Raw genomic sequence first — 14,507 nt, 5'->3', positions numbered from 1 at the left:
TAGCCCAATCCGGCTTTCCGCCACAGAACCGCCTCAAGTCTGCCCGTGCTGAGGCATCTCGCTTTCACTTCCGTGATCCTGATGTCCGGCCTCCCAGGCAGAACGCAGTACCGGGTCATGATAGGGATTACTGGCGCCCCACCAGGCGGTGAGCTGCCCCCGTTCATAGGCCACCTCCACCGTATCCGCTTCCGATGCCTCCGGAGCCTGCCAGCGTGCCATCCAGCGACGCACGGCCACGCGCGCATCATGGCCAATCACTAACAGGCACGGGACCAGCAACAGGCTGACCAGCGTGGCGAACAGCACGCCAAATGCCAACGCCACTGCCATAGGGATCAGAAAGCGGGCCTGCACACTGGTTTCCAGCATCAGTGGCGCGACACCGGCAAACGTGGTGATGGACGTCAACATCACCGGCCGTAAACGGCCACTGACGCCTTCCACCACCGCATCACGCAGTCCCTTGCCCTTTGCCTTGAGCTCATTAATAGCATCAATCAGCACAAGATTGTCGTTGACCACGACCCCGCTCACCGCAATCACGCCCACCAGCGACCACAGGGTAAGGCTGTAACCCAGCAGAAAATGCCCCAGGAAAGCCCCGACCATGCCAAACGGAATCGCTGCCATCACCAGCAGGGGCTGGCCGTAACCGCCAAACAGCACGGTCAGGAGAAAGAAAATCGCCGCCAGGGCAATGACATAACTGATCGACAAATGGTCCAGAAAATCTTTCACCGCCGCCTGTTTGCCTGCCACGGTCCAACCCGCCGCACTGTCGTTAGCCATCATCGGGTCGAGCAAGTTGCCTCTCAGGCGTTGCATGACCAACGCCGGAGAGGTGGTGTGCTCATCGACAAACGCACTGACAGTGGCACTGCGGCGCCCATCGTAGTGACTGATCATGGCCGGCGCCTGACGACGGGACAGGTCTGCCACAGCAGCCAACACCGTCATATCGCCACCGGGCATCTGCACCGGCAGTTTTTCCAGGTCCACCAGATGGCGGCTGTCTGGCTGGGCAAGCCTCAACATGACCGGGACTTCCTGATCCTGTTCAAACCAGCGATCCAGCTCAATCCCGTGAAAGGCATTACGCACCTGCTTGCCTACTTCTTCTGCCCGCAAGCCGGCCTGCTTTCCTGCCTCGTTCAGAGAAATATCCACGATGGTGCGCTTGGCATGAAGGTTATTGGCGACCTCGTGCACCCCCTCCATACGCGCCAGCGCCAGCGCCGCCTGTTCACTCATTTGCTGGAGGGTGGCCAGATCCGGATGGAACAGATTGATATGGATATCCGGTTTGACCTGCATCTGGCTGGCATGGAATTTCACCGACAAGGCATCCGGTATCGCCCCATGGGCATCACGCCATCGGGCGGCCAGTTCCCGCGGCGTCAGCGCGCCAGTATCCCCGCTGATTGCCAGGGTGACCCTGACCCGAAAACGGGCGCCAGGATCACGGGCATTGGACGTTTTCTGGCGTACCCCCTGCTCGGCAAACACCGCATCTATGCTCACCGGAGCACTGGCGTCGTTCAGCCCCTTCGCCAGTTCACGGGCCGAAGATTCCAGCGACTGCACTTCACGAAACAGACGGGCATCGCCGGTGCCTTGCGGAAACACCACTTCGGCCATGACCCGATCACCTTCCACTCGCGAGAACAGCACCATGGTAAGCCAACCGCTGTTCACCAACGTGCAGCAAAACAGGAACAGCCCAACAAACACCACCACCAACACATAGCGCCAATGCAGCGCTTGTCGCAGCAATGGGCGAGCACGGACATCCAGCCACCGTTCCAGGCCAGCATTAATACGGTTAGCCAGTACCTCCGACTTCAACCAGATCCCCCGGGGAGCGCGGCTATGACTAAGGTGCGCCGGCAAAATCCATAGCGATTCCACCAGTGACAACACCAGAATGGCAATGGAGACCACCGGGATCACCCGCATCAAGGCCCCTTCCGGCCCGGGTAGGAACAACAAAGGAGCAAAGGCAAACAAGGTCGTCAGCACGGCAAACAACAGCGGTTTGGCCACGCGCTGAGCCCCGCTAATGGCGGCCTGGGAAGGCGTCATCCCCTGGCGCCGCTGATGGTCGATGCTTTCACCGACAATTACCGCGTCATCCACCACGATGCCGAGCACCAGAATAAAAGCGAACAGGGAAATCGTGTTGAAAGATTCCCCCAATAACGGCAACAGGGCACAGGCCCCGAGCATACAAACCGGGATGCCCAATGCCACCCAACCTGCCAGCCGCAGGGTCAGGAAAATTGCCAGCACGACCGTTAGCAACACCAACCCTTGCAGAGCATTGCGCCACAACAGATTGGAGCGCTCCTGGAATTGACGGGCATCGTCACTCCAGATTCTTACGCTGACCCCCTGGGGCAAGTCCGTGTCATGCATCCACTGCTTCACGGCATCGGCCACCGCAAGCACATTCTGGTCGCCAACCCGGTACACATCCAGAGCTACCGCTGGCTGGCCGTCCAGCCATGCCGCCTGGTTATCCCTCGAGAAACCGTCTTCCACATGGGCGACCTGCCCCAGCCGCAACAAATCCCCCTGATCCGACTGGCGAATCACCAACGCTTCGTAGGCCTGGGCATCGCCCGGCTGTTGTCCAGTCTGTAGCAGCCAGTCGCCACGCTCGCTACGTAGCAACCCTCCCGCCACCCTCTGGACATTCTGCGACGCCGCCACGGCCATCCCTTCCAGGGTCAACTGATAGCGATAGAGATCATCACGAGAGACCTGCAAGGCCATTTCCCGTTCGGGAAGGTTCTCGATATCCACACTGGAAATCGCGTCATGGTTGAGCAATTGGCGCCGGGCCTGCTGGGCCAGCTGATAAATATCCTTGCGTGACAACGATCCACTCATCAGCAACCGCACCACCCGGTTACGCACGATCAGTTCCTGGACACGCGGGCGGTCGGCTCCCTGCGGTAAGCTATCCAGCCCTTCCAGACGAGTGCGAATCTGCTCCAGTACCGTGCGGGTGTCGTGACCCTCCAACACATCCAGTTGCACGGAGCACAAGCCTTCGCGGGATTCACTGATCAGATCGGTGCCGCCCTCCACATCATCAATGGCGGTTTCCACTGGGGTACAAACGAGGGCTTCCACATTTTCAGGCGTGGCCTGGGGCCAGGCCACGTAAATGCCAATGCGATCCAGCGGGACGTTAGGGAGGGTCTCCTGACGGGTGTGGGGGATGGCTAACACCCCCGCCAGCAGCAGGGTCATCATCAACAGGTTGGCGACCGCCCCATTATTGGCAAACCATGCGATCGCGCGGTTCATTGACGCGTCCCATCCACCGTGGCCAGACCCGCCGGCGGTGGATTGGGATGAATACGCATCCCTTCGAGAAGTTGCAGATCGCCCGCCAGTACCGCCTGAGTGTCGGTCGTCACACCATCATGAACATAGAGGCTCTCGTTATCGTAGTGCAGGATCGCCACAGACTGGCGCCGCAGACGCTTCTCGTCATCCAGCACCCAGATACTGTCTTCACCGGCCTGGGCAGACCGTGGCAGCACGGCCACCGCCGAGGTAGGCGCGCCTCGCAACTCTGCCTGCACCAGCACCCCGGGCTCCAACGGCAGATCCTGTTCAAAATTTGCCACCTGGACGATCAGGTGCATCATTTGATTGCGGTTTAGCCCGCCTTCCCGGCGTACCACCTTGCCCTCCCACTGCCCCTGACGGCCGGCAAATCGTCCACTCAACCGGGCGCTCACCGTATCCAGACTGGCATCATCTCCGGGCACAATGCCCAGCAACGCCAGCCAGTCATCGCGCACCGGCAAGCGCACCTCCACGAGATCTTCCTGATACAGCTGCCCCAGTACCGCCCCTGCTTGCAGGTGCTGCCCGGGCATTACCTGAACCCCTTTCAGGCGACCACTGATCGACGCCACCAGTTCGGTCTGTTCGAGTTGACGCTGGGCCTGACGCAGCCCTGCCTGCGCGGCAGCCAACCGGCTACGCGCTTCATCCATCTGCGGCTCGAAGCGACCCAGCGCCGAGGAACGACTGGAGCCCCCCGCCACCCGGGCGCGAGCCTTGGTCTCTGCCACGTGCAAGCGTGCGGCATGGACGGCATTCTGCTGGGAAACCACTTCCAGTTCGAAAGGCTCAGGATCCAGACGAAGCAACACATCACCCGCCATGACCCGGCCGCCATCTGCAAACGCCGGGGACACCTCTTCGACTCGTCCGGAGACTTCCAGACTCAGCGGCAATTCATGTCGCGCCCGCACCATGCCTTGTGTGTGCACGGGGATCACCACGTCGCTCCACTTCACCGACCAGGTATCCAGCGATAGCACATTGTCTTGCTGCCGGATATCCGGCTGGGCGGGTGGCACCATGTACAACGACACCACCGCAAGAACCATGACCCCGGCAGCCACCAGGGCGACCAGCGTTCGCAAACTGAAAGGTACTTTCATGCATCAGCTCCCAGCCAGTTGATCCAGCGTTGCAGGCACTGTTCGGCCTGGGCATGGCCAGCGCCCAGAGAAGGATGAAGTTTCAGTGCCAGACTCATACAACCGTTAACCACGGTCACACCATTGGCGACAGGGTGATTGGGACTACCCGGGCCACAGCAGGCAAACACGGTATCCGGAGCCATGCCTGCCGACATAAAATCCATTTGCCATTCGCCCAGACTGGAAAACGATCCACAATGCTGCGGACCGTTCAGCAACCTGCTGCACACCCAGTTCACTCCGCGCTGACCGATCCAGCGCCCAATACGGGCCAGATGCCAGTAGCGCCAGTGCACGTTGGCTTTCAGGTTCTGGCGTATGGTGCGGTCGATGCGCGAAGGGGTGTCGTTTTCGTCCACGGTTAAATAGAACGCGCTGGAGAGATTCATTTCCTGACGGGGAACAGTGACCGCATTGCGCATGTTCACCGGAAAGCACCAGCTGCCAGGCTGCCCTTTCACCAACAAGGTATCGGAGACTGCACGGTGAAGCGCCAGCAACAGCAAGCTGTTTACCGACACCTTCTGTTGATGCGCACGTTGGTACAGTGCCCGGGTCTGCTGCGGGTTAAGCCATTGCACCAACGGCGCATTGTTCTCGCCATCAGCCACCCCGAAACGCCGCCATTCCAGCACGGCAGGTTCGCGGGATTCAGCCGGTGACTGCCAGCGCTGCCAGAAGGGCGGCGCCTTGCGTCGCTTTCCTGAGGGCACCATGGGCATTCGCATGCCGACCTCCCGGGCCGCCACCAGAATCCCCGCCACGCCATCATAGTCACGATGTCGCAGGGCCACGGTTCGCCGTTGCCCAGAGGCCGGATCGATGAAGATGAACTCGATGCGGTCATCCACGCCCAGACGCGCCCGGGCGCGATACCACATCCCGATATAATCGGTTGCTGCAGCACTCACAGTCGCGCCACCTCGACATACCAGGGGCGGTCACTGTCCAGTTGCTCACGGGGGTCGCCATCAAAGCTCACCAGAAAATGTTCGCTTAGCAACAATCGCCGGCGGTAACGCGCCGGGACCTTCGCCAACGGATCATTGGCAAAAAAACCGCACACCAGGGCATCAAAACGGCCATGGAAAAAACTCACTGCATGATCGAGTAACAACCGCAACAGTTCCGGGTCATCGTTCTCGACGACCAGACTGTGCAGCGTCAGGTAAGACAGCACTCCACCAGGTGCAGGCAAACGCATGCCACCACGCAACATACTGTGCGAGTTATACAAATGACGCATTAGCCCCATGCCTTTGGCATAACCCAGTACACGGGTCTGCTTGATGGCTTTCTGGTCCCAGAAACCCAACAAGCCTTTCAATTCCCCCTTGACCCACAAGCCCAGAAAATTGCCAGGGCCCATGCCGTAAAAGTAGTCATCACCACGCACCCGCTGGACATCCCAGTACGGGAAGAACTGTTTTTGCCGGCCCTGACGATTCAGCAGTGTCGCCATCTCTGGCAAATCCACTTCGTTGGTCTGGCGAAGGGTGATATCCGCCGGTAAGCGAGCTTTGCGGGCGCGGGTATACAGCATGCTGGTTTCAATGGTGCCGGCCGGGTAATACACCGGTAGGCCGGCACGCCCACTGGCGACAGTGGACAGGGACGCCTGGTTATCGTGAAGTACGGTGGTCTGCATCCACTCCCCTTCAGCAAGCTGTTTGCGCAGTTGCCGAAACAGGCGATGCAAAATCATGCCATTACGGTATTCCGGATCGATACGCAGATCGTGGGCATAGCGCACCCGGCGAACCTCGCCATTGATCCACAGGCTCCGCCAACCCACGTTATAAACAGCACTGACCTTGCCGCGGGCATCGCGGGGTTCGGCCACCCACACATCCGGCTGTTCACAGGTGACTTTGGCGCCACGAAAATAATCCGGCTGCCGCTCAAAATTCAGGGTAACTGCGCCTTGCTGGGGCGTGCCTTGCAGCAGGGAGAGAATCGCTTCATTGTCCGCGGCGCGGGCAGGACGAATCTGGTAGCTCATCAGACAGTCTCCTGCTCAGCACCGGATTCACTCGCTGCCCGTGCCAGCCACAAAGGCAAGGCGCCAGGCCAGTGCTGCAGGGACTCCATCTTGATATTGCCTTCGATCATGCCCCGTTGCCTACACTGATGCAGATAACGCTCGCGCATGTTCGCGTGCACGATGCAGCGCACCGGCGCCAGTTGTCCGAGGTTACGGGCCAGCTGGTAATGGAAGTGCTCCTGAAGCGCGGCATCCAGTTGGCGCGCCAGCGCCGGGCCATCACAGCCATACCCCTCGAGCAGCAGCAAGTAGCCCGGCTTACCCTCACCGGCATCTTCCACACCCACGGTACACACCGGGGTCGCCGTCGGCGGCAGCGCAAGACCGGCAATGGCAGATTCCACCACAGGAGCCGTCAGCTTCTCTCCTACCAGGTCGGTTGTGCCCGCCCGTCCAAGGAAGGTCAGCACCGGTACGCCCTGGCTCAACGCCTCCACCTTGACCAGGTCTTTCAGCCGATAACGCAACAACCCGCTGCCCGTGCTCAGCAGCGGCATCACCTGCTGACCTGGCTCCAGCTCCCAGGGCGCATAAATACAGCCATCCTCCGGGTCCTGGAATTCGTACACATGGCTTCGATAAGCCAGTGTGTGCTGGCCCTGATAAGGAATCGTCACCACCCCTTCGGTGGCCCACAAGCCCTTGCCCTGAAACGCCGCCTGAGGAAGGAGCCCGTGAAGCTGCTTGGCCCAGGGCGCAGAAGCCGCCGTGTCCCAGGCACTGACCAACGCCAGTCGCGGCCATAGCGCCATGAAAAAGTCAGCCCCAAGGCGGCCATCCCATTGCCTCAGCAAACTGGCTGCTCGGTGAGAAACCGGACACCCGGCCCCCTCCACGCCCAGCATGCGAGTGCCCCACTTCCCGGTGGCAAGCACCTCGGCCAGCTCCTCACGCCACTGGGCCATGGCCTTGAGCATGCCCAGACCAAAAGTCGGGCTCCAGATAGACATCATGGACAGCGACTCATCTGCCGCCAGATAAGCCAGTGTCGAGAACAACGAATCGTCAGAGGTGCGCGCCAGCGATACCTCTTGCGGTACCGACTGCGTTGCCCCTGCCAGCAGACGTTTGCCCAGCGACATCAACTGCAGGTCATCATTGATCTCATCACTCATGGACTCGCGCAGTGCCGTGGGCACCCAGGACATGGACCAATAATGGCGGCCACGCTTGAGACCCGGAAACTGACGATAGAGGTCTACCACCCATGGACTGATGGCGTTGTCCAGTTCTGCCAGGAACTGGCGGGTGTAGGGCACCCATTTGATGGCTGAGGTGGAGCCGCTGGTAGGCTGATAACGACTGACCGGCGAGGCCGTGAGCCCTGGCCCACCCTGTAGACGGCTATGCTCGATAGCCTCACGCCAATGGTCGTAATCGGTCACCGGCTGACGGGCAGCAAACTGCTCCCAGCTCATATCCGCCTGCAACGTTCCATCGGCGTGACGCGCAGAAGCACAAACCTGTTTCAGCAGTGCTGCCAGATTATGGCGTTGCACCTGTTCCATGTTTTCACGGGAATGGGCGAAACGCCGCTCGCCGGGCCAGGTGGCCAGCTTGAGCAGTTGATGTCCGAGCATGGGAGCCCCCGTTTTTTAATTATTGGCCGGGACCGCAGAGATCGTTTCGCTGGTTTTGCGGCGCAGTTTTTTCCACAACGAAAAGGGGTAATGCAGAATCAGCGAATAGCTGACTTCACCAATACAGGGCAGCTCCGTTCCCCGTTCCCAGGTCGGGTTACGCTGCTCAAAGAAACTGATTTTTACGTTACGCTGACGCATGTCATCGGTAATGCCTGCCACGTCGGATTTGAGGTGGGTATAGCCATCACCAAAATCGAGAATTTTCTGTTCAGCACGATAATAATCGCTAAAAAGTCTCTCGCAGTAATTATCCACCAAGCCTTCCAGTTTCTCGCAGTGACGCTCTGGGCTTGGATAATAATTGTGGAAATTATTTGCCATCAGCAAATAGGTTTTGTAGCCCTTGGAAATCAACAACCAGAACAACGGCTGAAAAGGATGACGAAGTTTTTCGCGAATCATGCGGAAGAAAAAGGCAACATGCAGCGCCTTGTTACCCCAGTATTCCTTTTCGAGAATTGTGTCACCGCTGAACACCCCTTTCACCACGCGGTTGCCCGCCTTCATGTGCAGGGTCTTCATGGTAGAAAAACCTACCACGCGCTTGGTAGAGCGATCCTCCACCAAAAACACGCCATTTTTTTCTCCCAAATCCTGGCAAAACAGTTCCAGACTTATATTTTCGTAGTATCCAGAATATATCTCATACATTCTTCTCACTATCGGAACTGATACTTTAGAAATAGGTACATAACGTGCCTTAAGACAAGCAGCTTTTTCCCTTTTCATTTTCTCGCTCCATGTTTATTTTTATGCGATAAAAGCGGGCGGACATCATGGCCATCTATGGTCAATGGCTTAATAGTTAAAGCGGCCAGTTTTTTGTTAAAAAAGGCAATCATCCTTTTTGGTTTTTGTTAAAAGCGACATAGTGAGACCCGGTTCTCACCCATAACAACAACAGGTTCCAGGGAGCCTCCGCAAAACTCCCAGGTAAAAAAGTCGGGTAAAAAAATGAAGAACAATGGAATGGCTCTCGACGTTCCGCTGATTTCCGTTCGTTATGCCCGCCGGTATTTACGGTTTGTCCAGAAACGCGGAATTAATGGAACGATCGTACTCGAAAATGCCGGGATTGATTCCGCCACTCTTGAGAATCCTGATGCCTACCTTTCGGTTAAACAGATTTGCCAGTTACTGGGTCAAGGCGAAAAACTCCTGGATGATGTGACCTCCAGCTTTCGCTTTGGGCAGGAACTGGATCTGCAAGGGCATGGCCTTTTCGGTTTTGCCTTGCTCGGCCAGCAGGATTTTCGCAAGCTGGTGAACATGGTGGTTCAGTACCTGCGTGTGTCCCTGCCCTTGATGGACATGGAAATTCACTGCTCCGGGGACCTGATTTCCATCCGCCTGCACGACAACTGGGATTTCGGGGAGCTCAAACCCACCATCGCCAATATCTACATGGGCAGCATCCATGCCCTGGCCTCATTGGTATGCCGCCGCTTCACCTTCGAATTCGACTTCCCCTGCCCGGGCAAATCCCTTGGCTGGCAGCAACTGGCCAAAGATGTCGCCGTGCGCTTCAACTGTCCGGCTAACCGTGTGCTGATGCCCCTGTCCGGGCGCCAGATCCGCGACGACGATGCCAGTGTGGCAGGCTACCTGGCTGCCGCCCGCTCCCGGGAAGACCTCGAAAAAACCGACAGTCTGCGCGTTGCCACTCTGGTACGTCAGGAAATCATGCGCGAACCCGGCCGCAACAGCAGCCTGGAACGTATCGCCCAGAAACTGGGAATGAGCCCCCGCTCTGTCCGCCGCCACCTGGGCCTGGCGGATCAGGCCTTCAGTGCCATACGCAATGAGGTGCGCGAGACCTTTGCCACTCGCTATCTGGAAGAAACCGACATGCCGCTGGAAAAAATCGCCGAGCATCTGGGCTACAGTGACCAGGCCAGTTTCAGCAAGGCCTACCGGAGCTGGACCGGCCAGACCCCCGGTGAAATACGCAGGTCAAGACGCGGCTGAAAGGTTCCCTGACCGGATTGACCCAAATGCTCCACAATCTGACGCAAGGGGTTTTTGCTTTCCTTGTACTTGTCTCTAGTATCGAAGCCAACCGCTGCACATCAGCAGACATACCAGTAATAACAAGCAGGAAATACTGATGAAGAAGCTGTTCACCTCTCTCGTGGCCGTCTGTGCCCTGACGCTGCCGTTCTCAGCCCAGGCCGCCACCAAGACCAAGATCTGTGTTTTCGATATCGTCGGTAATGTGGGGCCCATGATGGGCGCCATGAAAGACTGGCAGGCCGCCGCTCTGGGCTGGGGCCTGGAAGCCGAACTGATTCCTTACACCAATGAAGCTATCGCCGCCGAAGACCTGAAGGCGGGTGTCTGTGAAGCCGCCCTGATCACCGGTATCCGTGGCCGCGGCTTCAACAAGTATGCCGGTACCGTGGATTCCATCGGTGCAATCCCGACCATGGACCACATGCGTCTGGTGCTGCAGGTGCTGTCTCACCCGCAAAGCGCCGGCAAACTGTCACAGGGCTCCTACCAGGTGATGGGTATCGCCCCCGCAGGTGCAGCGTATGTCTTCGTTAACGACAAGGAAGTGAACACCCTGGCCAAGGCAGCGGGCAAGCGCGTAGCGGTACTCGAATATGACGAAACCCAGGCCAAGCTGGTCTCACAGGTGGGTGCGACCCCGGTGGCCTCGGACATCACCAACTTCTCCACCAAGTTCAACAATGGCGTGGTGGACGTGATCGCTGCACCACTGGCTGCCTACGAGGCACTGGAGCTGTACAAGGGGCTGTCTCCTGACGGTGGCATCATCAACTATCCGCTGGTTCAGCTCACTATCCAGCTGATTGCCAAGAAAGAGGCCTTCCCGGCAGAAACTGCGCAGAAATCCCGTGAGTATTTCTACAACAACCTGGACCGCATCCTGGATCAGCTGAAGAAAGAAGAATCCAAGGTCGATCAGCGCTGGTGGGTCGAGATTCCGGATGCCGACAAACAGGAATACGAAGTGCTGATGCAGGAAGCCCGCGACCAGCTGCGTACCGAAGGCTACTATGACCCGACCATGCTCGACATGCTGCGCAAGGTTCGCTGCAAGCTGGATCAGAGCCGTGCCGAGTGTACCTGACAGCTACAAGCTGCAAGCTGCAAGCTGCAAGCTGCAACACGATTAAAGTGTATCAGTGACTGAAAGCAAAGAGGCCGCGCCCAAACCCTGGGCGCGGCCTCTTTCGTTGTAGGATCAAACGCGCGCTATGAGCTATGAGCTATGAGCTATGAAAAGCAAAATCGCGTAACTCTGGTTTTGCAACGGCTTTTGACTTCCACAACTCACCGCTGACGGCTGATAGCTGATAGCTCACAACCCCATCTGCTTGGCAATCACCTCATTCATGATTTCGTGCGTGCCGCCGCCAATGGACAGAATGCGATTGTCCCGGTAGAGGCGCTCAACGATGGTGCCGCGCATATAGCCGCTTCCACCGAACAGCTGAACGGCGTCATAGGTCACCCGGTCTGCACAACGGGTCGCCACATTCTTGGCCATGGACACATCCAGAACACAGTTTTCCCCGGCCGCAATGCGTGCCGCCACCCGATAGGTGAACTCCGTACTGGCACGAATATCTGTGGCCATTTCCGCCAGCTTGTGGCGGGTCACCTGAAAGCCCGCCAGCGGACGACCAAAGGCCTCACGCTCTTTCACGTAGCGCAGGCATTCATCCAATGCCAGCTGGGCGGTGCTATTGGCGGTTACCGCCAGAATCAAGCGCTCCATCTGGAAGTTGCTCATGATGCAATAGAAGCCGCCATTCTCTGGCCCGATCAGGTTTTCTGCCGGGACCCGACAGTCTTCAAAGAACAGCTCGGCCGTATCGGATGCCCACCAACCCATCTTCTTTAGCTTGCGTCCCACAGTGAAGCCGGGAGTGCCTTTTTCGATCAGCAGCAGGCTGATGCCTCCGTACCCCTTGTCACCGGTACGCACCGCCACAGTGTAGTAATCCGCCCTGACACCACTGGTAATGAATGTCTTGGCACCGTTCACCACATAGTGGTCGCCCTCGCGCACCGCACGGGTTCGAAGGTTGGCCACGTCCGAGCCGCCATTGGGTTCCGTGATTGCCAGTGCCGAGATCTTTTCACCGCCAAGCACCTCGGGCACCACCTTCTGCTTCATGGCCTCACTGCCCCACTTCCAGACCGGCGGCAGACCGATATCCAGGGAACCGAGGCTGGCACACAGGCCACCGGAAGAACTGCGCACCAGCTCCTCACAGGCGGCAATCTTCATGAACACATCCTCACCGGTGCCCCCCAGTTCCTCGGGCGCATTGATGCCCAGAATCCCGGCCTCTGCCGCCTTGCCATAAAGCTCGCGGGGAAACTCCCCCGCCTCTTCCCAGTCATCTACATGGGGAAGAATTTCACGTTCCACGAACTTGCGTACGGTGTCGCGCACCATCTGGTGAGTTTCATTGAAATAGTCCAGTGCGCTCATAGGGCCTCCCTCGCTGAAAAGATATAAACCAAGCGCTTGCTTGGCTGAAACCTTAACAGAGAATAACGGACAAGGGCAGTTACGCGCTTTCAACTGCGAGGAAAAGCCGGGGCGGTGCCAAGCTGAGCCTTGCCGCAGGAGCGTTCGCCTACGGCACGATTGTTCTGGAGGGGTGGTCTCTCAGGTGCCTGCACAGAGAGAGTCTGGTAGCCATGCGCCGCTCCCCCTTCCGGCCACACAGCGTGCGATGCTTCTCTCCGGCTGCGGCCTCACCCGTAGGGCGGAAATCGCTCAGGCGATCTCCGCCACCATCATCGCGGTGGAACCACCGCTCCTACGGAGTGCTCGGGTTATTTATTGGCGCCGAACTCAACGACCTGACAGGCGTTTCCGTTCTTAAAAAGCCGGGAACTATTTTGGGTTTTCCATTCCAATCGAGCGTAGCTCGTAGCTCGTAGCTCGTAGCTCGTAGCTCGTAGCTCGTAGCTCGTAGCTCGTAGCTCGTAGCTCGTAGCTCGTAGCTCGTAGCTCGTAGCTCGTAGCTCGTAGCTCGTAGCTCGTAGCTCGTAGCTCGTAGCTCGTAGCTCGTAGCTCGTAGCTCGTAGCTCGTAGCTCGTAGCTCGTAGCTCGTAGCTCGTAGCTCGTAGCTCGTAGCTCGTAGCTCGTAGCTCGTAGCTCGTAGCTCGTAGCTCGTAGCTCGTAGCTCGTAGCTCGTAGCTCGTAGCTCGTAGCTCGTAGCTCGTAGCTCGTAGCTCGTAGCTCGTAGCTCGTAGCTCGTAGCTCGTAGCTCGTAGCTCGTAGCTCGTAGCTCGTAGCTCGTAGCTCGTAGCTCGTAGCTCGTAGCTCGTAGCTCGTAGCTCGTAGCTCGTAGCTCGTAGCTCGTAGCTCGTAACTGCTAGCTACCGAAAGGGCGGCGGGCTTTGAGCGCCTGAGCGAGGGTGGCGCCGTCGACGAACTCCAGGTCTCCCCCCATGGGCACGCCCTGGGCGATACGGGTCACCTGCACACCGGCATCCTGGGCGATATCCAGCACATAGTGAGCGGTGGCCTCTCCCTCCACGGTGGTCCCCGTTGCCAAAATCAGCTCGCGGATTTCTCCACCCTGCAGGCGCTGTTCCAGCACATCCAGGCCCAACTCTCGAGGGCCAATCCCGTCCAGCGGCGACAGCTCGCCCATCAGTACGAAATACTGTCCCAAATACTCTCCGGACTGCTCGAAAGCCAGGACATCGGCCGGCGTGGCCACAATGCAGATCAGCGAACTATCCCGCTTGGGGCTTTCGCAAATGGGGCACAACTCGGCTTCGGCATAATTGCGACACCGCTGGCAATGCTGCACCCCGTCCATGGCGGCATGCAGGGCATCGCCCAAACGGCGGCCCTGTTCTCGGCCGCGATCGAGCAAGGCATAGGCCATACGCTGTGCAGAACGCGGCCCCACGCCGGGCAGGCAAGTGAAGGCATGTATCAGCTGATCGACCAGCGGTGCGTGTTTCACTTGGCCGCCTTACAGCTTGAAGCCTGGCGGAAACGGAAAGCCCCCCGCCATGTTCTGCATATTGTCCTGCTGCTGCTTTTCCACCCGGCGTACCGCATCGTTCACCGCGGCTGCCAACAGGTCTTCCAGCAGTTCCTTGTCCTCACTCATCAGGGAATCATCCACGCTCACCGACTTCACGTCGTGGCGCCCATTCATGATCACCTTGACCAGGCCCGCGCCCGCTTCGCCGGTCACTTCGGCGTTGGCGGCTTCGTCCTGCATTTTCTTCATTTTCTCTTGCATGGCCTGAGCCTGTTGCATGAGAGAGTTGATATCGAAATCCATGGTTATCTCC

The 14,507-nt window shown here is 58.4% G+C and carries 11 protein-coding genes; 2 read left to right on the top strand and 9 right to left on the bottom strand.

Annotated features, from left to right (window positions below; genetic code table 11):
- Positions 1–33: 33 nt before the first annotated feature.
- The 6 genes from A15D_RS00930 to A15D_RS00905 are packed head-to-tail and all read right to left on the bottom strand — an operon-like array spanning position 34 to position 8,930.
- Positions 34–3,318 carry an efflux RND transporter permease subunit gene (locus A15D_RS00930; RefSeq protein ID WP_102790400.1) on the bottom strand — a complete coding sequence of 1,095 codons (3,285 nt, stop codon included), beginning with the start codon at positions 3,316–3,318 and terminating at the stop codon, positions 34–36.
- Complete coding sequence (locus tag A15D_RS00925; protein ID WP_102790399.1) at positions 3,315–4,472, bottom strand: efflux RND transporter periplasmic adaptor subunit; 1,158 nt, start codon at positions 4,470–4,472, stop codon at positions 3,315–3,317. Before A15D_RS00925 ends, A15D_RS00930 begins: the two co-directional genes overlap by 4 nt.
- On the bottom strand, positions 4,469–5,425 hold the full coding sequence (locus A15D_RS00920; RefSeq protein WP_102790398.1) for a hypothetical protein: 957 nt from the start codon (positions 5,423–5,425) through the stop codon (positions 4,469–4,471). Before A15D_RS00920 ends, A15D_RS00925 begins: the two co-directional genes overlap by 4 nt.
- Positions 5,422–6,516 carry a GNAT family N-acetyltransferase gene (locus A15D_RS00915; protein WP_102790397.1) on the bottom strand — a complete coding sequence of 365 codons (1,095 nt, stop codon included), beginning with the start codon at positions 6,514–6,516 and terminating at the stop codon, positions 5,422–5,424. Before A15D_RS00915 ends, A15D_RS00920 begins: the two co-directional genes overlap by 4 nt.
- Positions 6,516–8,138: a GH3 auxin-responsive promoter family protein gene (locus A15D_RS00910; protein WP_102790396.1), complete on the bottom strand. Its 1,623-nt coding sequence runs from the start codon at positions 8,136–8,138 to the stop codon at positions 6,516–6,518. The genes A15D_RS00915 and A15D_RS00910 overlap by 1 nt, the downstream gene beginning before the upstream one ends.
- A gap of 15 nt (positions 8,139–8,153) precedes the next feature.
- Positions 8,154–8,930: a hypothetical protein gene (locus A15D_RS00905; protein WP_233191992.1), complete on the bottom strand. Its 777-nt coding sequence runs from the start codon at positions 8,928–8,930 to the stop codon at positions 8,154–8,156.
- Between the two features lie 225 nt (positions 8,931–9,155).
- Between A15D_RS00905 and A15D_RS00900 the strand changes: the two genes are divergently transcribed.
- Both A15D_RS00900 and A15D_RS00895 read left to right on the top strand, forming a co-directional pair.
- Positions 9,156–10,169, top strand: coding sequence for an AraC family transcriptional regulator (locus A15D_RS00900; RefSeq protein ID WP_102790394.1), 1,014 nt, complete (start codon positions 9,156–9,158; stop codon positions 10,167–10,169).
- Between the two features lie 139 nt (positions 10,170–10,308).
- Entirely contained in the window at positions 10,309–11,298 is a 990-nt protein-coding gene (locus A15D_RS00895) for a putative solute-binding protein (RefSeq protein WP_102790393.1), read from the top strand.
- A gap of 231 nt (positions 11,299–11,529) precedes the next feature.
- On the opposite strand, the gene A15D_RS00890 is transcribed toward A15D_RS00895, so the two are convergent.
- The 3 genes from A15D_RS00890 to A15D_RS00875 form a co-directional block, all read right to left on the bottom strand.
- Complete coding sequence (locus A15D_RS00890) at positions 11,530–12,672, bottom strand: acyl-CoA dehydrogenase family protein (RefSeq protein ID WP_022983857.1); 1,143 nt, start codon at positions 12,670–12,672, stop codon at positions 11,530–11,532.
- A gap of 895 nt (positions 12,673–13,567) precedes the next feature.
- Entirely contained in the window at positions 13,568–14,170 is a 603-nt protein-coding gene (recR, locus tag A15D_RS00880; RefSeq protein WP_022983858.1) for a recombination mediator RecR, read from the bottom strand.
- Between the two features lie 9 nt (positions 14,171–14,179).
- Complete coding sequence (locus A15D_RS00875) at positions 14,180–14,497, bottom strand: YbaB/EbfC family nucleoid-associated protein (protein WP_022983859.1); 318 nt, start codon at positions 14,495–14,497, stop codon at positions 14,180–14,182.
- Between the last annotated feature and the right edge of the window lie 10 nt (positions 14,498–14,507).

It is taken from the genome of Alcanivorax sp. MD8A, from assembly GCF_002888555.1.
Lineage (GTDB): Bacteria > Pseudomonadota > Gammaproteobacteria > Pseudomonadales > Alcanivoracaceae > Alcanivorax.
This window is presented reverse-complemented; position numbering and strand designations above follow the sequence as displayed.